Below are 20,978 nucleotides of genomic sequence, written 5' to 3'. Positions count from 1 at the left end.
CTGGTTAGCTGGGGGTTCCTGTGAAACCCGATACTCAGCAACCAACAAAACGGCATGCACTTTTGCCCTGGCACCGAAAACCGCCGAAGCACTGTGATTGAAAACACCGCCGATGATGCGGTGGACGAACCTGAACTTCAGACTAGCTGACCCAGACCCAATTTTCGGTGAACAACCCCACAAGGCAAGCACCGACTTTTATACCAACACCGGAACCAGATTGAGCTGCCAATCTGACCACGGATTCTGACGGCCTTGGCGAACCGCCAACCTTACCGGTTTTGCTACCCGCTTTCGGCCAAGGCTACTGGCACCCAGCCGCCAAAAAAGACCAAGGCACTACCAGCTAACGATATAGATAACCGTCCACCTCCCGCCAACTCTCAGGCACACCCGAACTAAGGCAGGCACGCGACCGGGCCCCTGTGGATCGGTTCATCGGCTTGTTGGACTGGTCCGCACTCGAGGTCTCAGGCTAGCCTATGGGGATTTGAAACGCCAGATTTCCGGAAGGGGCTCCGGAACAGCGGAAAGGCTCTGTGATTCCGGGTCAGTTTAAGGGCGTGGGCCTGATCCGGTCGAAACGGGCGAAGGAGAATGGCGTCGATTTTCTGCGATCTCCGGGCAACCGGCAAGACAAGCGCCCCACCGACGGCGCCTGTCATGGTGTGATTCCCTGTTATCCCTGAGTCCCGACAGCTCATGGCGGAGCCCTCGAAGGGGCAATGGGGGCCATCAGTGTCAGTTGCCGCTCACAGACCGAGCAGTGGGTCTGCTTCTGACTGTCGGGAAAACGGCCAAGATAACCTTGCCACCGAACCGGCTTCGGTTGGCGAACCGGCGCTTGCCCCACGTCCGCCCGGGCCTGGTCCAGCTTGCCCCGGCAGGCAACCGCATACAGACCATAACTGCGCACAATGTTCAGCCCCTTGCGGGGCACATGCTGCAGTAACCGCCCGGCAAATTCGCCCGTACTCAGGCGTTCCTTCCGGCACCGTTTACGTCCGCCATCCGGGTTGTCCCGGTGCGCATGGTAGCGGAACAGGACATCGTTCTGGTCGGTCCGGAACCTTGACAACTGACTCGGGCGCATCGGCCCGCCCCGCACGTAGCGGGCCAGGTATTCCACCACGCCTTCCGCGTTGTCATAACGCTCTCGAAGGTTCACATTCCAGGGCTTACGTCCCAATCGGTTAAACAGGTTGTGGCTGCTCGTCGGTGTCTCACCGTCCGGTAGCGACAACTCCCCGCAATCCACGGCGGATTTCAGCTGCGCCAGGAAGTGCCCACGATACTTGAACATGACCGCCCGGATCGGCAGAAAACAGTTCCTGACCGGCAACCGCCACAGCCCCTGATCGTCCAGACCACCCTCGGTAATGGCGCAATGAATATGGGGGTGCAACGTGAGCGACCGCCCCCAGGTGTGCAAAACGCTCAGAATGCCAGGTTGGGCCCCCAGGTACGCCGGATCGCTCAAAAACACATCAGCGTCTCTCGCACGGACTGGAACAACCAGCGAGTCATCCGGTCGGTGTTGCGGCGCCAGTACGGATGCAATTCGTGCGGCAGGGTAAAGATCACATGGCGATGGGGGTGATCAATCAGGCGTGACTTCTGGCCCTCCAGCCAACGCTCAAGCTGAATCCGGTTGCATTGCGGGCAACTGCGGTGGCGGCAGGAGTTGTACCAGACCCGCTGGACATGCCCCTCGGGGCAGCCCTGTATGTGACCGCCCAGTGCCGCCGTGCGGCACAGCACCACCGCCCTGGCCGCGCGATGAACATGCGGTGGCAGAGGCGTCTTCTCCGCCAGGGCCGGATACCCCCGGCCCATCACCTCTTGTAGTATCGTCTTCATCCTTGAAAACCCTACTCAGTAATCGATGATCAACAAAGATCTCAGGCGCGCTCCCCGCGCTTGCGCGGCTAGTTCAACGCCTTGCTCACCGGTAAATTAGGAGCGTAGCGAGTAATTTATCCGAGTGCAGCAAATTGTTATAGGTTTATCGGTCAATCTTCGATGAAGAAGTCAGTATCCACTTTCTTGACTTCGTATATGGCCGCAGAACTGACACCTACCCCATGATCGATCATTAACTGAACAAGGTCGGCGCCATCTATCAGAACGACTTTCGGATCGATCTGGCCAACATAATCCAGCGCCTCTTTTGAGAAACGGCTTGTGGTAATAAACACACCTTTCTTGGCTCGCTGACCATGAAGAGCGCCAACAAATTTCTGAATTTCCGGACGCCCAACCGCTGCTTCCCAGCGTTTTGCTTGAAGATATATCGTCTCCAGCCCGAGACGGTCTTCTTTGATAACGCCGTCAATGCCTTCATCCGCTGTTTTCCGCGTAGCCTTTCCGGCTTCTTTCACCGAACCGCCATACCCCATTGAAACGATAAGGTGAACGACAAGTTTCTCAAAAAACTCTGGTGTATTGCCTTTAATGAGATAAAGAAGCTCATTGGCGACTTCGTCCCGAAGCTGTTGATACGCTTGCTCTAGCGTTTCTTCAGGTGTCGTAGACGAGGTGTCGCCGTCGTCCGCATGGGTCACTTGTTGAGTGCGGTTCTTGTTGCTTGCCTGCCGAAATTCCTGAAATTCTTGGAACCGTTCCAGGTACTTGATACTGATTCGATCAGGGTTTTCTGAAAGGATTTTACTACCGCGGTCAGAAATATAGAATTTTCCCCGCTTGGGAGACTCCAAGACCCCTGCCTGAGTCAGATACACTTTTGCCCATGCCACACGATTTGCGAACGTAGATTGCCGGCCACTTGGCAGTTTTTCTTCGAGATCATCTTGAGACAGCTCCATTTTTGCTGCCAGCCCTTCTCGGGCTTCCTGCATCGTATGCTCTTCGCCATCTGCGGAAAACTTCAGCAGTGGCAACATCAATGATTGAAAGTCAGGTACAGCCAAGTGGTACTCCTATTTTTACCTATAACGCCGGCCATAAACGGCGCCCTGACAAGGGCGTCCGGCGACCGTAGGGAGCGAATTTGATGGCTTTGTTAGCTGCGAACGACCGAACCAGGATGAAACCCGATCTTTGGCAACCAACAGGACAGCCTGCACCGATGCCCCCTTGGCACCGGCAACCGCCGATGCACTGTGATTAAGACTACCGCCCATAATGCGGTGAATGAACCTGAACTTCAGAGTAGCAGGTAAGCAAGGAATCAGGTTTCGGCGGACAGCCCCGCAACGTAAACGCCCACCTTTATACCAACACCAAAACCCCGTTGAGCTACCAGCAAGACGACGAGTTCTGACGGCCTTGGCGACCCCGCAGGGCCTTCAGTTTTGCTGCCTGCTTGCGGCCAAGGCCACTGGCACGAACCACCCAAAAGGAACAACGCACTACACAGCTAACGATATAGATAACCGTCCACCTCCCGCCAACTCTCAGGCACACCCGAACTAAGGCAGGCACGCGACCGGGCCCCTGTGGATCGGTTCATCGGCTTGTTGGACTGGTCCGCACTCGAGGTCTCAGGCTAGCCTATGGGGATTTGAAACGCCAGATTTCCGGAAGGGGCTCCGGAACAGCGGAAAGGCTCTGTGATTCCGGGTCAGTTTAAGGGCGTGGGCCTGATCCGGTCGAAACGGGCGAAGGAGAATGGCGTCGATTTTCTGCGATCTCCGGGCAACCGGCAAGACAAGCGCCCCACCGACGGCGCCTGTCATGGTGTGATTCCCTGTTATCCCTGAGTCCCGACAGCTCATGGCGGAGCCCTCGAAGGGGCAATGGGGGCCATCAGTGTCAGTTGCCGCTCACAGACCGAGCAGTGGGTCTGCTTCTGACTGTCGGGAAAACGGCCAAGATAACCTTGCCACCGAACCGGCTTCGGTTGGCGAACCGGCGCTTGCCCCACGTCCGCCCGGGCCTGGTCCAGCTTGCCCCGGCAGGCAACCGCATACAGACCATAACTGCGCACAATGTTCAGCCCCTTGCGGGGCACATGCTGCAGTAACCGCCCGGCAAATTCGCCCGTACTCAGGCGTTCCTTCCGGCACCGTTTACGTCCGCCATCCGGGTTGTCCCGGTGCGCATGGTAGCGGAACAGGACATCGTTCTGGTCGGTCCGGAACCTTGACAACTGACTCGGGCGCATCGGCCCGCCCCGCACGTAGCGGGCCAGGTATTCCACCACGCCTTCCGCGTTGTCATAACGCTCTCGAAGGTTCACATTCCAGGGCTTACGTCCCAATCGGTTAAACAGGTTGTGGCTGCTCGTCGGTGTCTCACCGTCCGGTAGCGACAACTCCCCGCAATCCACGGCGGATTTCAGCTGCGCCAGGAAGTGCCCACGATACTTGAACATGACCGCCCGGATCGGCAGAAAACAGTTCCTGACCGGCAACCGCCACAGCCCCTGATCGTCCAGACCACCCTCGGTAATGGCGCAATGAATATGGGGGTGCAACGTGAGCGACCGCCCCCAGGTGTGCAAAACGCTCAGAATGCCAGGTTGGGCCCCCAGGTACGCCGGATCGCTCAAAAAACACATCAGCGTCTCTCGCACGGACTGGAACAACCAGCGAGTCATCCGGTCGGTGTTGCGGCGCCAGTACGGATGCAATTCGTGCGGCAGGGTAAAGATCACATGGCGATGGGGGTGATCAATCAGGCGTGACTTCTGGCCCTCCAGCCAACGCTCAAGCTGAATCCGGTTGCATTGCGGGCAACTGCGGTGGCGGCAGGAGTTGTACCAGACCCGCTGGACATGCCCCTCGGGGCAGCCCTGTATGTGACCGCCCAGTGCCGCCGTGCGGCACAGCACCATCGCCCTGGCCGCGCGATGAACATGCGGTGGCAGAGGCGTCTTCTCCGCCAGGGCCGGATACCCCCGGCCCATCACCTCTTGTAGTATCGTCTTCATCCTTGAAAACCCTACTCAGTAATCGATGATCAACAAAGATCTCAGGCGCGCTCCCCGCGCTTGCGCGGCTAGTTCAACAGCTAATTATACGAACGCGTTCGTATATCACCCGTTCGTAAAACTCCACTCAAGATTTCTCAGGAAAACGCCTGATTCTCTCTCAAAAACAGAGTCTTGAGAACCAGTTACCATGGCTACCGCCGGAGTTATACGCTCATTCCTGAGCCACTCCCGCTCTTGGCCATGGGCGTATAACTCCGCCCTTCCTGTTCCAACTTTTCAACCCTATCAGATAGTTACCTTATTTTCACACTCGGTGTTTTGGAGTTTTGCGAACGCGTTCGTATAACTGCGGCAGTCCGTTCATACCTGCAGGGTAGCCTACAAACCTGGAAGTGCCCCAAATGGCGGTTTTTGTTGCGTCGTTCATGGTGTTGGCGGGGGCTGCGGTGATAGAGTTTTCGCCTATCGTGAAAGCCTTTCGTTGGTAAAGGCGCCAAGGAAGCAAATAGTTGAAAAGGATTTCTGTGTGAAAGCATTAGTGGTTTTAATGTTCCTCTGCTCCATCCCCCTCTCCGCAAACGCGGGTGTCTACAAATGGGTGAATGCCAACGGCCAAACCCATTTCGGAGATCGCCCACCGGCCCAGGCGACATCAAGTGAAGTTGCGGTTAATGCCGCTCCGGCCAATGCGGATACGGGTGCCCGGGAACGCCATCAGAAAATGACGGAATTTCTGGAGCAGCAGCAGGCGGAACGCAAGGCGCGGCGGGCGGCTGATGCCAAGGCTAAGGAGAAAGCGGAGAAGCGTGCCGATGTTTGCCGAAAACTTCGGGCGCGTCTCAAGTATCTGGCCAGCGTCTCAACTTTTTATGACCTCAACGATCAGGGTGAGAGGGTCTTCGTGAGTGAGGCTGAGAATACCCGTATTCGTGAGGATTTCCGGGAGAAGGTGAGGAGCACCTGCGGAAACGAATAACGACCTGTTGATCATTATGGCCGGAACGGAATATCTGGTCCAGTAGAGCAAAGGAGCTGCCATGCTTTCCCGATTGTTTTGTACCGTGCTTCTGGTGCTGCCTTCCTTCTTGCCTTCCCCCGTGGCCTGGGCGGAACCACCAAAGCTCACACTCGCCAATGTCTATCAAAAAGGCATGCCGCTTGAGGGCTACTGGGTCAGTGAAAAGCTCGACGGGGTGCGAGCCTACTGGACCGGTGAGCGCTTTCTTTCCCGTGGTGGTCACGAGTATCGGGCGCCCGGGTGGTTTACCAAAGGGTTTCCGGCGCGTCCCCTGGATGGCGAGCTCTGGATGGGGCGTGGCCGTTTTGCGGAATTATCGGGGGCGGTGCGTCAGGTGGTTCCGGTAGCTGCCCAGTGGCGGCAGGTTCGCTTCATGGTATTTGATCTTCCGGATCAGGAGGCTACTTTCGATCAGCGTCTGGCCCGGCTGAGGGCATTGGTCGATAGGGTCGGATCACCCTATATGGTGCTTGTGGAGCAGCAGCGGGCGAGCACCCATGAGAAGTTGATGCGGCGTCTGGAAGAGGTGGTAGACAGCGGGGCAGAGGGGTTAATGCTGCACCTGGGGGCCAGTGGTTACCGAAGCGGTCGCTCGAATGACCTGCTGAAAGTGAAGCCGTACCAGGATGCCGAAGCGGTGGTGGTTCGTCACCTGCCGGGCAGTGGCAAATACGAGGGCATGATGGGGTCACTGCTGGTCGAGCTCGAAAATGGCCGGCAGTTCCGGATTGGTTCCGGGTTCAGCGATACCGAGAGGGCGTCCCCACCAGAGCCCGGAAGCACGATCACATTCAAGTATTATGGTCTTACGGCCACTGGTCTGCCCCGTTTTGCCAGTTTTCTGCGAGTCCGCAATGACGAACCGATGGATTAAGTTACAGTAACGCGCGCTCGAATATACTGTGCTAATTTTGGGGTAGGCGCTTCGCTGTTACGTTGTTGGGTTCAATAACTGGCAGAGGTTGTACTGTATTATGGAAACGCCACATCAGCGGTAAATCGATTGTTCAAGGAGGCAGAAGAAAATGGAAGCAAAATCTACCCAGGACGACTACGACCAGGTAAAGCGGGATCTGCAAGCGCTCCGGGACGATTTGTCCAAACTGACCCGGACTGTTTCGGAAAGCCAGAAAAGCAACATCAGCAGCCTCAGAGATGAAATTCGTCGCGAGAGCCGTGAGGCCTTGGATCAGGTCAAACAGAAAGGCGATGAAGTATTGCATCGCGCAAAGGATGCTGGAGACAAAGCCTTTCATGACGTTGAGCACAAAATTGAAGAACGGCCGTTCCTCAGCATTATTATCATGTTCCTGGCCGGTATTCTGGTGGGCAAACTGCTTGATCGCTGATCATGCTTGATTCTGCTCAGGTTCAGGGTGCGTTGCGCAAGGCTGCCGCTGCCCTCATTGGCTTTGTATTGGCGATGGTCTTGCTCACCACCCTGTTACTTACCGGGTTTTATCTTCTGGTTCAGGCAGTAATCCTGGCACTGTCCCCCTTGCTTGGCGAGGCCGGAGCCATGGGGCTGGTCGGGTTCGTCTGTGTCTTTTTCCTTGCGCTCTTTTTTCTGCGTTTAACTCGCCCAGCTTTTTCGGGCAAACGCCGTAAAGAGGCCAATGGCAAATCGGGTTCCGGTATTGACGTGCTTCGCGACCTGATTAAGGAAAATCCTCTGGAGGCGGCCCTGATGGCTTTTGCTGTGGGGATCGCGGAACAGGGAGACCCCCGACTTAAATCATTGCTGCTGCAAGGTGGCATGGTTCTGATGAAACGGGCGGACTCCGGAGTAACTGATAACAGCGCGGGCACCGGTGAGGCTTCTGCTCAAGATAACAACTCGCCGGCAGATCAAGGGACGGCCCCTTGACTTGATCGCCTTTCTCCTTTTTGGTTAATCCAGGATTACCAATTCTTAGGCCGGTTTTAACCCACTTCAGGCACAACCCCTAGTAGGGTGAGTTCGGGTAATTGAGAGACTGCTTTCGGTTACCCATGGAATGAGAAGGACATCTGAACTCACCAGGAGGAAAGCCTTATGAATTCCGGAATCCGTTTCGCCTGTGCAGCATTTTTCACAGCATCTGCCTTTTCTGTCCCCGCCGCCCTGGCTCAGGGCAGCGAGGAGCGAGATCAGTCAGGCCCATACATCAGCGGTAGCTACGGTGGTTACAAAGCCCACGGTGGAGAGTTTGAGGACGAGAACGACCTGCTTGGCGCAGCCCTTGGCTACCAGTTCAATCCGTTTTTTGCTCTGGAAGCGGAGTACATCGATTTTGGGAACTTCGGCGAAGATGATGTGGAAGGCAAACTCAAAGGAGTTGGCCTGGGCGCGATTGGTCGTCTGCCGTTGACTGACAGCTTTGGTGTATACGGCAAAGCCGGTGTATTTGCCTCGGCCTTTGATGTGGACGCCTTCGACGAGAGCGAGACTTACGATGAGGTGACGCCCTTTGTGGGTGCCGGTGTGGATTTCCGCGTAACGCAGCAGCTGACGGCGTTCGCGGAGTACAACCGCTACAACGTTGACATTGATGAAGAAGATTTCAACGGCCAGGTGACCAACAGCGGGCCGGAGTTTGATACCGGCCGGGTTGGCCTGAAGTACCAGTTCTGATGAGCACAAGGCGCAGCACAAGGCTGCGCCTTTTTTTCCTTACTGCACGTTTTCCAGCTCGCCAAATCGGTCAGCAAACAGGGCTGAGGAAAGATAGCGTTCTGCCGAATCCGGCAATACCACGACGATGTTCTTGCCTTTGTGCTCCGGCTGCTTGCTCACCCGGACCGCCGCGACAACGGCGGCACCGCAGGAAATGCCGCAGAGAATGCCTTCCTCCTGCATCAGCCGGTGGGCCATGTCCATGGACTCCTCGTTGGACACCAGTTCTACCTGGTCAACCAGTTCCAGGTCCAGGTTCTTGGGTACAAAGCCGGCGCCAATGCCCTGAATCTTGTGGGGCGCAGGTTTGGGGTCTTCCCCATTCATCACCTGGGTGATGACCGGTGAATCCGTGGGCTCGACGGCGACGGTGGTGATCTTCTTGCCACGGGTGTCCTTGATGTAGCGGGACACACCGGTCAGCGTGCCGCCGGTACCGACACCGGCCACGAAGATGTCCACCTCACCGTCCGTGTCATTCCAGATCTCCGGGCCCGTAGTGTCTTCGTGAATCCGTGGGTTGGCAGGGTTCTGGAACTGCTGGGGCAGGAAATGGTTGTCCGGATCGGAGGCGAAAATCTCTTCTGCTCTGGCGATGGCGCCCGGCATGCCTTTGGCTGGCTCCGTAAGCACCAGTTCCGCCCCCAGGGCTTTCAGGACCTTCCGGCGTTCCAGGCTCATAGAGGCCGGCATGGTCAGGACCAGTTTGTAGCCGCGGGCAGCAGCCACGAACGCCAGTGCGATGCCGGTGTTGCCGCTGGTGGGCTCCACGATGGTCATGCCCGGTTTGAGGGTGCCCCGTTTTTCGGCGTCCCAGATCATGGCCGAGCCGATCCGGCACTTAACGGAGTAGGCCGGGTTACGGCCCTCAATCTTGGCCCAGATGGTGGCGCCGTCATTGACCCGGTTCAGTTTTACCAGCGGGGTGTTGCCGATGGAGAGTGAGTTGTCCTCGTAAATACGTGCCATGGTTTTCTCCTTATCCTTGTTTTGTGTCAATCTTACCACCACTCAGGAACTGACCGCTCGCGCCTCCAGCCGGTTCCGACCATTTTCTTTGGCCTGGTACAGGGCCTGGTCGGCCTGTCTGAGAAATTCCGCCGGTGAGTCATCCGGCCCCGGAATACCGGTCGCCAGACCAATGCTGATGGTCAGCTTGATATCGTTGCCATCGCAAATACTGCAGGCATTTGCGACAGCCTCCCGGAAACGCTCCAGGCGGTTACGTATTTCATTCCTGTCCTCGTAGCTGGCAAAAATGACGAATTCCTCGCCCCCAAAACGCGAGAGCCTGTCTGTTTCCCGCCGGAAGTGTTCGCGCATGGTGTTTGCCAGAGTTTTCAGGCAAAGATCTCCGGCTTCGTGGCCATAACTGTCGTTGATTTTTTTGAAATGATCCGCGTCTATCATTGCGACCGCAAAGCCTGAATTGTGGCGCTGACACCACTGGAAGCTCTTGCGGAACTCCTGGTCAAAGTAGCTTCGGTTGCCTAATTGCGTCAGGTCGTCCGTTACGCTTAGACGTGCGAGCCTCTCATTGGCATCGGTCAGGTCTTTATTGAGGCGGTTGAGTTTCCGGTTCCAGTGAACCAGCAGAGCGGTAATCAGCACGCCAGCGACCAGCAGTTGCCAGGTCAGGGTGTAGTCCACGGATTGCTTGAGCCGTAAGTTCCGCCACTGCCGTTCAAGGTCTTTCCGCTCCTGGGCGGTGAGGCTGGAAACCAGCTTTTGCATGATGCCCAGAACAACAGGCTCGTCCTTTCTCGTTGCCACGGAGAGTGACCAGTCTGCGGGAACTCTGCCAATTACTTTCAGATCGGCAAGGCCAAGTTCCTGCATGTAGTAGCTGGCAGTTGCCAGCGTTGTGATGTAGCCGTCCAGCTCATTGCTTTGCAGTTTCCTTAGCCCGTCTTGTTCGTTCCCGACTTCGATAAGATTGAGAGAGGGGTAGCGGTTCTGCAAAAGCTCCGCGAACGCGTAATCCTCGACAACGCCAATCCTCTGGCCCCGCAGATCTCCCACGCGCTCGATGAAGGGGGCTTCAATCCGGCCAAGAACAACAGTCGGCACCTCAAGGTACGGCTCGGTAAAATTCAGGAATCGGGACCGTTCAGGGGTCTTCATTGCCATCGTGAAGATATCGCACTTGCCTTGTCTGGCGGCTCTCATGGATTCTTTCCAGCTGTCTGTGCGAACCAGCTCAAACCGCACAGGTGCACGTTTTGAGAACAAGCGGGCCACCTCGGCGGACAATCCGGTATGGTTGCCTTCGGCGTCTATGCCTTCAAGTGGAAACCAGTGTGGATCAACACACATGTTTAACTGACTGTTATGGGCTTCCAGCCAGGCCAGCTCTATTGCATTCAGAGTCACCTCACCCGTTTCAGCTACCTGCCGGTCAACGCTGGCTCCCAGCCAACGGCTCTCGATCGCATGCATCTCTTCAGCGCTGATGGCTGACAGTGCCTGATCAAGAATGTCGGCCAGCGGGGCGAGTCCGGGCCTTACCCCGAAACGGAGATCTTCGCCAGCCTGGCCCTCCAGCATCAGTTCACCCGCGATTCGTACTCCGGGGATACCCAGCTCCCGTATCCAGAAATTGCCATTGGGCAAAGCGGCGAGAACCACATCGACCTCGTCTCTGGCCAGGGCCTGGAACATGGCGTCCTGCGTTGTGAATATCCTCGCATTGTCACCCAATGCAGCTCTGACGGGTTTTTCGTAATAGATGCCGGAACCCAGCGCTACGCGTTGCCCCCTGAGGTCGTCAAGTGTCTCCAGTCTCAGGGACGGGTCATGGGTAAAGGCAACATTGGGAATCGTGTGGTAAGGCTGGGTAAAGCGAGTGAAGGTCTGACGTTCGGGTCTGAAAGACATGTTGGCCAGAAGATCAATTTCGCCGTCACGGAACAACGGTAACAATTCGATCCACTGCCCTTCGACTGGAATCACCTGCAATCCGGTCAGGTCCGATATGCGGTTAAGCACATCAATACTCAAACCGTGAATACGGGTGCCGCTTTCAAAACTGTAAGGGGCATAATCCCGCATTAAACCTACGCGAACCGGACCGGTTTCCGAAATAAACCGGCGCTGTTCCGGGGTCAGGGTAAATTCTGTGACTTTGTTGAGGTTGTTGCCGCCGAATTCCCGCCAGCGCTCAAGCAACTCCTGTATTCGCGGTTGTGGAATCTGTTGCAGGCCACGACTGATCTTTTGAAAGAGGTCCTGGTTGGTTTTCAGAACTCCAATGCGGAAATCCTCGTTAGAGAGCTCTCCGAAGGGGGCCGCACCGGCGATCTCGAGAAAGCCGAATCCAGCTTGGCTAGCGTAGTACTGGAGAGTCAGCCTTGGACCGACAATAACATCCACCCAGCCAAATGCGAGTGCCCGGATAAGGCTGTATAGAGAGTCGTAGGTAGTGATGGAAATACCCTGACCTGCCAGGGCATCGCGATAATAAACGTCACGTACCAAACCTACTCGACTGCCTTTGAGGTCCTCTATTGTGCTGATCTTTCCGATCGGTGTCTGGGTATTGTGCATCAGGAAGGTCTGACGCAGGTGGTACGGCTCAGTAAACAGGACTTTTTCAGCGTGATCCGGATGGAACGAAATTCCGTCGATAACATCAAGCTCTCCGCGCAGGAACGCATCGTAGATCTCCGGCCAACTGCCAGCTCGGAAGACGAAGTTCAGACCGGACTGCCTGGCGACCTCCCGGAGAACATCGACGGAAAAACCGGAGGCCCCCGGACCGTCATCAAAGGAATAGGGTTTGTTATCACCGACAATGCCGACAGTTATCGTTTCGTTCGACTGCTCTGCCGTTGCCAGCGGCGATGCGGGCAGCAGACACAGAACCCAGAAGAGAGCAACGGCCACGCTCAAAAACCGATGTTGGAGGAAAGTGGCATGACTATTCATTGGCGTGCCGGCGGTCCGTTACAGCTACCTTATCAGTGTAGTCATAACCACTGGCCTTGCCTAATGCCTCAGGCGCCGACCGGGCGACCGGTGTAATCGGAGAAATCCGGTTTTTTCGGCTGGTGCTGGTCGTCAGTCATGTAGGCAGAAGTCAGGATGAATTCCGCCGTTGCCCGGTTACAGGCCACGGGAATGTTCCAGAGTGCCGCGATCCTTAGCAGGGCCTTGATGTCGGGGTCATGGGGCTGGGGTTCGAGGGGGTCCCAGAAAAACACCAGCAGATCGATTTCGCCCTCGGCAATCTTGGCGCCGATTTGCTGATCTCCCCCTAACGGGCCACTGAGCAGGCAATGAATGTCGTCCCGCTCCAGATTGTCCCGCAACAGCCGGCCGGTGGTGCCGGTGGCATAGAGTTTCAGCGGAGCAAAGCGGGTGCGGTTGTCCGCGACCCAGTCCACCAGTTCCTTTTTCTTGTTGTCGTGTGCCACCAGGGCAACGGATTTTACGGCCATTTGGGGTAAAGTCTCCTTTTCAACCGGTTATAAACAGAGTGTTCAGTGTTTCACAGGCTGACACGGGACGGAATAGGAAAGAGGTGTATGTCCGGAACTGTATCTATAGACTGGCAAACCACGCCGGCGGCGGTCTGGCGCCGTCACCGCTCCGGTCTGCGGGCGATTCGCCGGCTCGATCCGGTGCAATGGCAGGATCTCGCCGGCATCCGCCGGCAGCAACAGGCACTGGCCCGCAATACTGAGCGTTTTCTCGCCGGTGAGCCTTCCAACAACGCTTTGCTTTGGGGCTCCCGGGGCACGGGCAAGTCGTCTCTGATCAAGGCGCTGCTGAATCGCTACCAGGAGCGCGGGCTGCGGATGATTGAGGTGGACAAGGATGATCTGGTGAATCTGCCGGAAATCGTCGATGACATCTGCGATTTGCCGTTCCGGTTCGTGATCTTTTGCGATGATCTGTCGTTTGATGTCGGCGAGACTGGCTACAAGGCCCTGAAAAGTGTGCTGGAGGGCTCCCTGGAATTGCCGCCGGAGAATGTGCGGGTGTATGCCACCTCCAATCGCCGGCACCTGATGCCGGAGTTCATGTCTGACAACCTCAAAAGCGAGATGCGCGACGGTGAAGTACACCCGGCGGAAGCCATCGAGGAGCAGGTGTCGCTGGCGGATCGCTTCGGCCTGCAGCTGTCGTTCTACGCGTTTTCTCAGGAGATCTACCTGCAAGCGGTGGATGCCCTGTTTCCGGAGGTGGCCGACAGGGAGAGCCTGCACCGGGAGGCCATCCGTTTCGCCACCGCCAAGGGTGTCCGCAATGGCCGCACGGCCCAGCAGTTTTACCGGCAGTTTGCCGGAGAGGCGGGCGCCGGCAGTTAGCAGCCTGTCAGCCTTAAGTCCGACAGGCTGCTGGTGTCGGCTACTGCTGTTTCGCCATTTTGATGAAGTGATGGTGAACCATCCGGACGCCAAGGAACACCAGGGTCATGACCACGGGAATGGCGACGCCGAGAATCAGTGTTTTGTTGACGGCGAAGCCTGCCTCGTAAATCGAATCCAGGCCAAACTTGAGCAGCCCGATCAGGTAGTAGGTAATGGCCACCACCGAGAAACCTTCCACGGTGTGTTGCATCATCAGCTGGATCCTGGAGCGTCGGTCCATGGAACTGAGCAGTTGCTGGTTCTGGCTCTGAATGGCCAGTTCCACCCGGGTCCGCATCATGTCCGAGGCCCGGTCCACCCGGCGTGACAGGTCTTCCAGGCGTTCGCTGACCGCTTCGCAGGTTTTTACCGCCGGTGTCAGCCGGCGGGTCATGAATTCGGTGAGGGTCAGGTGGCCGGACAGTTCGTCTTCCCGCAGCTCCTCCAGTCGGGTCAGCACCAGCCGATGATAGGCGCGGGTAGCGGAGAAACGGAAGGTGGAGTGGGCCCGGAAGGCCTCAATGCGGGCGGCGATATTGGTCAGCTGGGCGAGCAGCTTTTCTTCATCAACTTCCTGATTCTCGGCAAGAGACTGGGTGATCACCGCCAGCTTTTCGTCCATATCATTCAGGGATGGGGTGATTTTCCGGGCTACCGGCAACGCCAGCAGCGACATCAGGCGATAGGTCTCAATCTCCATCAGCCGCTGGGTGAGGCGCCCGATCTGGCTGTCGGACATGTGGTGGTTCATCACCATGAATCGGCCAAACCCGTCGCTGTGCAGCCTGAAGGTGCCCCACACCCGGGCGGCGCCTTCCTGGGGGCTGCTGCCGACCAGGCGCATGCCTTCAAAGTGTTTGCGGACATAGTCCAGATCCCCCTCGGTTCCGTCTGCGGCTGGTCGTATTTCCAGGTGAAAGGCGGCGATCACGGTGCCGGACAACTGCTCCAGCCAGCCTTCCGGAAGCGGTGTAATGCCAGCTTCGGTGAAGGGGGCCTTGTTGCTGGCGGCCAGATTGATGAAGGTGTAGGAGGCAAACTCCATGTGCATTTCACGGCGTACCCGGAGGGAACCGAACGTGTGCTCAAAACAGCCTGTTTCGTGCTCCGGCACCGGCTGGCCCAGCACCCGGTGCAGCTCCTGCAGGTGCCGGAACTGCTGCTGGCGCTGTTCCGGGGTGGTCAGCACCGCCATCTGGGTGACCCGTGCCGGAGTTGGCAGCACCTGGAAGGGACGCGAGTGCAGCTCGTTATAGAGTTCGTTGCGAAGTGGATGAATGTCGAGGGAGTCCAGTCGTGCGCTCACGGCGGTGCAGTCCTGTTTCAAGAATGGATGGCGGGGATAATAACGCGGAAGCATACACCGTCAATGCCACCTTGGGTGTGGTTCTGTGCGTCCACACGGCCACCATGGTAGTCGGCAATCAGGCTGACAATGAGCAGGCCCTGGCCCAGGTGGCCCTGTTCCTGCCCTTCCCGCAGTGATACGAAGGGGCTGAAGATGTCTGTGGCGGGGCTTTCCGGCAGGGCGGAGCCCTCGTTGAAAACCGACAGGCAGAGGCCATCGGTTGTGGCTTCCAGTCCGACTTCAATCAGCCCCCTTTCCGGTGTGAAATCCCGGGCATTGTCCACCAGTTTGTCGAGCAGCTGCACCATCAGCTCCGGCGAACCGGTCATCTGCAGGCCCGCTTCCGGACCGGAATAACGGATTCGATGGCCGCTATCCAGTGCCTGGTAGGCGGCGGTGGCCTGGGTTGCGACCTCGGCCAGGTCAAATGGTTCCTTGTCGGCGTGGTCCAGGCTCTGTTCCAGCCGGGCGGCTTCACTCATGCCATGGAGTATCTGCCGGAGACGTTCGGTGGCCGAGGCTGCCCGCTCAATGTATTGCCTGCGCTCGGCCTCAGAATCGCAATGGCTGAGGTTTTCCAGTGACGAGCGCACCACGGCAACCGGTGTTTTCAGTTCATGGGAGAGGCGCCGGGAAAAACTTTCCAGGTAGCGGTTGTAACCATGGAGGCGATCCACCATCAGGCTGAAATGCCTTTGCAACTGGCCCAGTTCATCCTTCGCACGGGAGTCCGGCACCGTACCCGTTATCCGCCCATCCTCGTCAATACTGGCGCTGACCGCCCGTTGCAGCCGGGTAATGCGCCACGACAGCCAGCTGGCGTAGCCGAGCAGCACCAGTGTCAGGGCCACGATAATGAGGGTGCTGCGGGCAATGACTGAGCCGAGCGTAGAGCCGGACAGCGTCAGGAGCTGATCCAGGGACTGTTCCAGGATCAGTGTGCGGCCACCGAACACCGGCCGGGTGGTCAGTAGCCAGACGCTGTCATCCTCGTGGCGAACCAGGCCTTCGCCGGGGAGTGTGTCGGTGTCTATCCGGTTTCTGCCGGTCTGGATGGCCGTTGGCTCCGGTTGGTAAAAGCGCACCAGCGCCCGGAGTGCGTTGAGACTGATCTGTTCCATCACCTGAAGCGGGCTGAGGGTGTTGAATTTCGGACCTGGCGGGGTAGAAGCGGCACTCTGCCTCGCAATAACCCAGCCTGCCGGTTCCACCAGACGGGCGCGCTGGCCCCGGTTCAGCTGCGGTTCAAGTTGCCGTTCAAGGGCCAGGTTACGGCTGACCAGTACCGGCAGCGGGTCGGTCGGGGTTGAGACCGCCATTTCCCGGTTCCCGCTCCCTCGCTCTCCCCAAAGGGCCGCAAAACCAAGCCGACTGCGGCCCTTGGGCATGGGTAACCTCAGCTCGAGTTGCCAGCCATCGCCCGCACCTTGCCAGAAGCTGGAAACCCGGTAGTCCGGTTTCAGGGTGGCCCCGATCAGGCCATAAACCTGCCCTGGTGCTGGTGTGCGGATCAGCCAGGAAAGTGCTGACTGGTCAGGCGAAACGCTTTGGATGTCGGGCTTCAGCCACAGTCTGAGCCGGTCGTGGGGCTGGTCCGGATTACCGGGGTTGAAGAACACCGGCTGGCGTGGAGTGACACGGACCAGCAGGTACAGGTTTTGCTGGTCGGTGGCGGCCTGCCAATGCAGGGTTGGCAGGCCGGAGCCGGAAGCGTTGCTGCTCTGCCAATTCCGGAGTGGGTTTTCTTCGTCATAGCCCGGCCAGTCGTCGCCATAGCCGTCCAGGTTGATGGTACCGGTGAGAGGTTCAACGTAAATCGCGGGTTCACCAGAGGCCACTGCGGGCATGCCGATCATCAGATCGCCGGCGGTCTCGGCCAGCCGTTCGGCCTGTTCCCGGAGGTGTTGCCGGGCCTGTTGTCGCAGGGCATCGTCCAGCTCCAGGACAAACTGCAGACCTGCCCAGGGAATCAGCAGCATCAGCAGGCTGGCAACGAGCAGCTGGCGCTTCAGGTTCAAGGCTCAGACCTCACGGGCATTCCAGCGATAGCCCATGCCGTAGGCGGTCTGGATGCCATCGAAGGTTTCATCCAGCTGCAGGAACTTGCGCCGGATGCGTTTGATGTGGGAGGTCACGGTATTGTCGTCCAGCACCGTGCTGGCGGCTTCCATCAGCTGTTCCCGGCTGCGGACGTGGCCCGGGTGCTGAACCAGTGAATACAGCATCCAGAATTCGGTCACGGTCAGGTCGATGGGTGCATCGTTCCAGGCGACGGTCATGCGATCCACGTTGAGGGCGAGTTGGCCCCGTTGCAGAACTTCGTCCGGCTTCTGTAGGGCTTCGGCCCAGGCATCGGCCCGGCGCAGCAAGGCGGTAACCCGGGCCAGCAGGTGGTCCAGGCTCATGTCTTTGGTGACGTAATCGTCGGCGCCCAGGCGCAGGCCGTGCACCGAATCGATGTCGCTGTCCCTGGCGGTCAGGAAGATGATGGGCAGGGTTTGCGACAGTGAGCGCAGGTCCTGGCACAGGGCAAAGCCGCCTTCCGGCTCGTCTCCCAGGCCGACATCAATAATGGCCAGATCCGGCAGCGATTGTCGCAGCACCTGCCAGGCCGATGCCCGGTCGCCATGGGCAGATACCCGGTAGCCGCGGCGCTCGAAAGCGGCGCGGTAGTTGTCGCGGATGGCGGGTTCGTCCTCAATCAGAACAAGGTGTTTCTTCATGGTGTCGGCTGTTTCCCCTGGCCGGTGAGTATCTATTTAACCACGGCAGGTATTGATGACAAGGGCGGAGGGCGTTGTTGCCATAATTCATCATTTTTTGTGGCCGGTTTGTCGCATTCTGCCATGGGAGTTCCTTTCCGGATTGCTGAAATGGGGGTGTTTCGCACAGTCATGCAGTCAAAAGGATTCCGCCATGATGCTTTCTAACTCCTTTTTACGGTTTTACTCCCCCGTTTTCGGAAAGAGCCGCGCACTTGCCTCAGTTTTTACGCGCTTTCAGAAACTTAACTCCAGGCGTGTTTGGGAGGGGGTAAGCCTCTGGTTCGCTGTCTTGCTGATGCTGTTTGTGCATCCTCTTTATGCCGAGGCGAATGTAACAGACAACGTCGGCCAGCTTCACTTTGTCGATGGCCAGGGTCAGTGGCAGGAACCGGCGCTGGTGCTGGGCAGTGAGTTTGATATCCGGGTCAGCGGGTTGATTGCCGACACCCGGCTGGTGCGCAGTTTCCGGAACACCAGTGACCAGTGGCGGGAGGGGGTGTTTGTGTTTCCGTTGCCGGAGAAGGCCAGTGTGTATGGCCTGACGATGAAGGTGGGGGAGCGGACGATTGAGGGCAAGGTGCAACCGAAGGAGATGGCCCGGCGAACCTATGAGAAAGCGAAACAGGCCGGGCAGCATGCGGCGAATGTTGAGCAGCAGCGCCCGAATCTGTTCACCGCCCGGGTGGCCAATATTCCGCCGGGGGAGACGGTGTCGGTGGAGCTGAATTATCAGCAGCCGGTGGGGTATCAGGCCGGGGTGTTTGAGCTGAGTCTTCCCACCACGCTGACGCCCCGTTATATGCCCGGAACACCCATCCGGGCTTCAACGGATCAGTGGCAGGGTGGCTGGGCTTTGCCTACGACCGAGGTGGCGGATGCCGATGCCATTAGCCCCTTTACCGTCAAGCCGGCCGATGTGGCAGGGGACAGCCACCGGGCGTCGATTGAGTTGTTGATTGATGCCGGACTGCCGCTGGAGGAGGTTTCCAGTCCGTCCCACCAGTTGACAACCAGCCAGGCCAGCCAGGATGGCCAGACGGTCACGGTGCGGCCCGCTGAGGGCAGTATTCTGATGGATCGGGATTTTGTGGTGCGCTGGCGGCCGCGGGCGGGCCGGGAGCCTTCTGCGGCGGTATTTCATCAGTCATGGCAGGGAGAGGATTATCTGCTGGCTATGCTGGTGCCGGGTCAAATCGGCAAACGCGTTCTGCCCAGGGAGCTGGTGTTCGTGATCGACACGTCCGGGTCCATGGCCGGGGAGTCCATCCGCCAGGCCCGCAGTGCCTTGCAGGCGGGTCTGCAAACCCTGACACCCCGGGACAGGTTCAATGTGATCCGGTTCAACAGCCAGACCCACGCCCTGTTCATGCAGCCGGAGGTCGCCACCGGCAATAACCTTGCCCGTGCCCGTCAGTATGTGGCTCGCCTGAGGGCCGATGGTGGCACCGAAATGGCACCGGCGCTGTCGCTGGCTTTGCAGGATCGCGAGGGCAGGGAAGAGGAGTCACCACGGGTACGCCAGGTGATTTTTATCACCGATGGTGCGGTGGGCGATGAAGCCGGCCTGTTTCGTCAGATCCGTCAGCAGCTGGGTGACCAGCGGTTGTTTACGGTGGGCATCGGTTCGGCCCCGAACCGGCACTTCATGCGGGAAGCCGCTCGCTGGGGCCGGGGTACCTATACCGCGATTCACTCGGCGTCGGATATGAGCGGGCCTCTGCAAGCGCTGTTCTCGGCCATGGAAGCACCGGTTCTGACGGATATCCAGGTGCAGTGGCCTGGCCAGGAGGCGGGTGTTGAGAGTTTTCCCCGACGCGCCGGCGATCTGTTTCAGGGCGAACCGCTGATTCACGTGGCGCGTGGTGTTTCGGCCATGGGAGAACTCAGGGTGTCGGGTCGTTTGCCGGATGGCGAGGACTGGCGGAAAACCCTGGATCTGCAGCAGGCAGCACCGGGAACCGGGCTTTATCGTCATTGGGCCAGAGAGAAAATCGACAGTCTGCAGGATGAGGCCAGGGTATCCGGCCAGGAGCCTGACAAAGCGGCTATTACGAAGCTGGCGGTCGCTCATGGATTGATGTCGGCTTACACCAGTTTTGTGGCAGTGGATACAACCCCGGTCCGGGATGCGGGAACGCCCTTGGCCCCGGACAACCTGCCCACGTTACTGCCGGCGGGGAGCGAGGCGGGAATGCTCCGGTATCCGCAAACCGCAACCGCCGCGCCCGTGCTGATCGCCCTTGGACTTGTCGGGCTGATGTTCGCCGTCGCGATTGTGCTGCTGCAGAGGAGGGCGTTGCCGTGACCAGGCTGCTGCTGTTGCTGTTGACCAGCTCTGCTACCTTGCTGGTATTCGGGTTGTGGATTCCGCTCAAGGCGGTGCTGGCCCAGGAAATGCTTGAGGTTGCCTGGGCAGAGAGCCAGGCCCGGCAGACGGAATCACGGCCCTGGCCCTGGGCGGACACCTGGCCGGTTGCCCGCCTGGCCATACCGGAGCTGAACGATTCGATGATCGTTCTGGCCGACACTCACGGCGAGAGCCTGGCGTTCGGGCCCGGCCGGCTGGCCGGCGACGACGATGGCAACGGGGCGGTGATTATTGCCGGGCACCGGGACACCCATTTTCGTGGCCTCAATGTGCTGGAGACCGGCAACGAAATCAGGCTTCAGGGCCGCAATGGCCGGTGGCGCAGTTACCGTGTCGAAAACACGCGTGTGGTGGACAGCCGTTCAGAGCTGATTGACACCCAGCGGTTACCGGGTGGCACCCTGTTGCTGGTGACCTGCTATCCGTTCAACAGTGTCGATGCGGGTGGCCCCCTCAGGTACGTGGTGCGGGCGCGAGCCGCCGGGATCACGGCCCCCCGGGAACAAATTGACACTGTCACCAGGATATAAGGTTGGCGTACACTTGTGCGCCATAATTTGGTTGCAGAGTTG

18 protein-coding genes are annotated in these 20,978 nt (G+C 58.4%); 8 read left to right on the top strand and 10 right to left on the bottom strand.

Annotation, left to right across the window (positions count from 1 at the left end; genetic code table 11):
* Positions 1 to 700 precede the first annotated feature (700 nt).
* From NLK58_RS11940 to NLK58_RS11925, 4 genes are all read right to left on the bottom strand, one after another.
* Positions 701 to 1,480, bottom strand: a complete 780-nt coding sequence (locus NLK58_RS11940; protein ID WP_341580824.1) for a transposase — start codon at positions 1,478 to 1,480, stop codon at positions 701 to 703.
* Complete coding sequence (locus NLK58_RS11935; protein WP_341580823.1) at positions 1,477 to 1,860, bottom strand: transposase zinc-binding domain-containing protein; 384 nt, start codon at positions 1,858 to 1,860, stop codon at positions 1,477 to 1,479. The genes NLK58_RS11940 and NLK58_RS11935 overlap by 4 nt, the downstream gene beginning before the upstream one ends.
* Before the next feature lie 152 nt (positions 1,861 to 2,012).
* Positions 2,013 to 2,930, bottom strand: coding sequence for a restriction endonuclease (locus NLK58_RS11930; protein ID WP_341580822.1), 918 nt, complete (start codon positions 2,928 to 2,930; stop codon positions 2,013 to 2,015).
* An 803-nt stretch (positions 2,931 to 3,733) separates the two neighbouring features.
* Entirely contained in the window at positions 3,734 to 4,894 is a 1,161-nt protein-coding gene (locus tag NLK58_RS11925; RefSeq protein ID WP_117616802.1) for a transposase, read from the bottom strand.
* A 529-nt stretch (positions 4,895 to 5,423) separates the two neighbouring features.
* Here NLK58_RS11925 and NLK58_RS11920 point away from each other — a divergent pair.
* From NLK58_RS11920 to NLK58_RS11900, 5 genes are all read left to right on the top strand, one after another.
* Positions 5,424 to 5,873: a DUF4124 domain-containing protein gene (locus NLK58_RS11920; protein ID WP_341580821.1), complete on the top strand. Its 450-nt coding sequence runs from the start codon at positions 5,424 to 5,426 to the stop codon at positions 5,871 to 5,873.
* Between the two features lie 61 nt (positions 5,874 to 5,934).
* The gene (locus NLK58_RS11915) at positions 5,935 to 6,789 is read left to right on the top strand and encodes a DNA ligase (protein ID WP_341580820.1); all 855 of its coding nucleotides are present in this window, start codon (positions 5,935 to 5,937) and stop codon (positions 6,787 to 6,789) included.
* Positions 6,790 to 6,940: 151 nt separating this feature from the next.
* A complete protein-coding gene (locus NLK58_RS11910) occupies positions 6,941 to 7,264 on the top strand; it encodes a hypothetical protein (protein WP_341580819.1) in 324 nt (107 codons plus the stop codon).
* A 32-nt stretch (positions 7,265 to 7,296) separates the two neighbouring features.
* The gene (locus tag NLK58_RS11905) at positions 7,297 to 7,782 is read left to right on the top strand and encodes a hypothetical protein (protein ID WP_341580818.1); all 486 of its coding nucleotides are present in this window, start codon (positions 7,297 to 7,299) and stop codon (positions 7,780 to 7,782) included.
* A 168-nt stretch (positions 7,783 to 7,950) separates the two neighbouring features.
* A complete protein-coding gene (locus NLK58_RS11900) occupies positions 7,951 to 8,529 on the top strand; it encodes a porin family protein (RefSeq protein ID WP_341580817.1) in 579 nt (192 codons plus the stop codon).
* A 39-nt stretch (positions 8,530 to 8,568) separates the two neighbouring features.
* On the opposite strand, the gene cysK is transcribed toward NLK58_RS11900, so the two are convergent.
* The 3 genes from cysK to NLK58_RS11885 all read right to left on the bottom strand — a co-directional run bounded on the left by cysK (position 8,569) and on the right by NLK58_RS11885 (position 13,010).
* Entirely contained in the window at positions 8,569 to 9,540 is a 972-nt protein-coding gene (gene cysK, locus NLK58_RS11895; RefSeq protein WP_341580816.1) for a cysteine synthase A, read from the bottom strand.
* Positions 9,541 to 9,582: 42 nt separating this feature from the next.
* Positions 9,583 to 12,456: a transporter substrate-binding domain-containing protein gene (locus NLK58_RS11890; RefSeq protein ID WP_227539266.1), complete on the bottom strand. Its 2,874-nt coding sequence runs from the start codon at positions 12,454 to 12,456 to the stop codon at positions 9,583 to 9,585.
* Positions 12,457 to 12,566: 110 nt separating this feature from the next.
* Positions 12,567 to 13,010, bottom strand: a complete 444-nt coding sequence (locus NLK58_RS11885) for a methylglyoxal synthase (RefSeq protein WP_117618738.1) — start codon at positions 13,008 to 13,010, stop codon at positions 12,567 to 12,569.
* An 87-nt stretch (positions 13,011 to 13,097) separates the two neighbouring features.
* Here NLK58_RS11885 and NLK58_RS11880 point away from each other — a divergent pair, with 87 nt between their 5' ends.
* Positions 13,098 to 13,883, top strand: coding sequence for an ATP-binding protein (locus tag NLK58_RS11880; RefSeq protein ID WP_117618737.1), 786 nt, complete (start codon positions 13,098 to 13,100; stop codon positions 13,881 to 13,883).
* A 40-nt stretch (positions 13,884 to 13,923) separates the two neighbouring features.
* Here the strand turns inward: NLK58_RS11880 and NLK58_RS11875 are convergent, their stop codons facing one another.
* The 3 genes from NLK58_RS11875 to pdsR are packed head-to-tail and all read right to left on the bottom strand — an operon-like array spanning position 13,924 to position 17,996.
* On the bottom strand, positions 13,924 to 15,231 hold the full coding sequence (locus tag NLK58_RS11875) for a DUF3422 domain-containing protein (protein WP_341580815.1): 1,308 nt from the start codon (positions 15,229 to 15,231) through the stop codon (positions 13,924 to 13,926).
* Between the two features lie 17 nt (positions 15,232 to 15,248).
* Complete coding sequence (locus NLK58_RS11870) at positions 15,249 to 17,291, bottom strand: ATP-binding protein (protein ID WP_341580814.1); 2,043 nt, start codon at positions 17,289 to 17,291, stop codon at positions 15,249 to 15,251.
* Between the two features lie 3 nt (positions 17,292 to 17,294).
* Positions 17,295 to 17,996: a proteobacterial dedicated sortase system response regulator gene (pdsR, locus tag NLK58_RS11865; protein ID WP_117618734.1), complete on the bottom strand. Its 702-nt coding sequence runs from the start codon at positions 17,994 to 17,996 to the stop codon at positions 17,295 to 17,297.
* 337 nt (positions 17,997 to 18,333) lie between these two features.
* Here pdsR and NLK58_RS11860 point away from each other — a divergent pair, with 337 nt between their 5' ends.
* Both NLK58_RS11860 and NLK58_RS11855 read left to right on the top strand, forming a co-directional pair.
* Entirely contained in the window at positions 18,334 to 20,343 is a 2,010-nt protein-coding gene (locus tag NLK58_RS11860; RefSeq protein ID WP_341582798.1) for a marine proteobacterial sortase target protein, read from the top strand.
* A complete protein-coding gene (locus NLK58_RS11855; RefSeq protein WP_341580813.1) occupies positions 20,340 to 20,936 on the top strand; it encodes a class GN sortase in 597 nt (198 codons plus the stop codon). The genes NLK58_RS11860 and NLK58_RS11855 overlap by 4 nt, the downstream gene beginning before the upstream one ends.
* The last annotated feature ends 42 nt before the right edge of the window (positions 20,937 to 20,978 follow it).

The sequence above is a fragment of the Marinobacter metalliresistant genome (assembly GCF_038098645.1).
GTDB lineage: Bacteria > Pseudomonadota > Gammaproteobacteria > Pseudomonadales > Oleiphilaceae > Marinobacter > Marinobacter metalliresistant.
The sequence above is the reverse complement of the archived record's forward strand: the minus strand, read 5'-3'. Positions and strand labels throughout refer to the sequence as shown.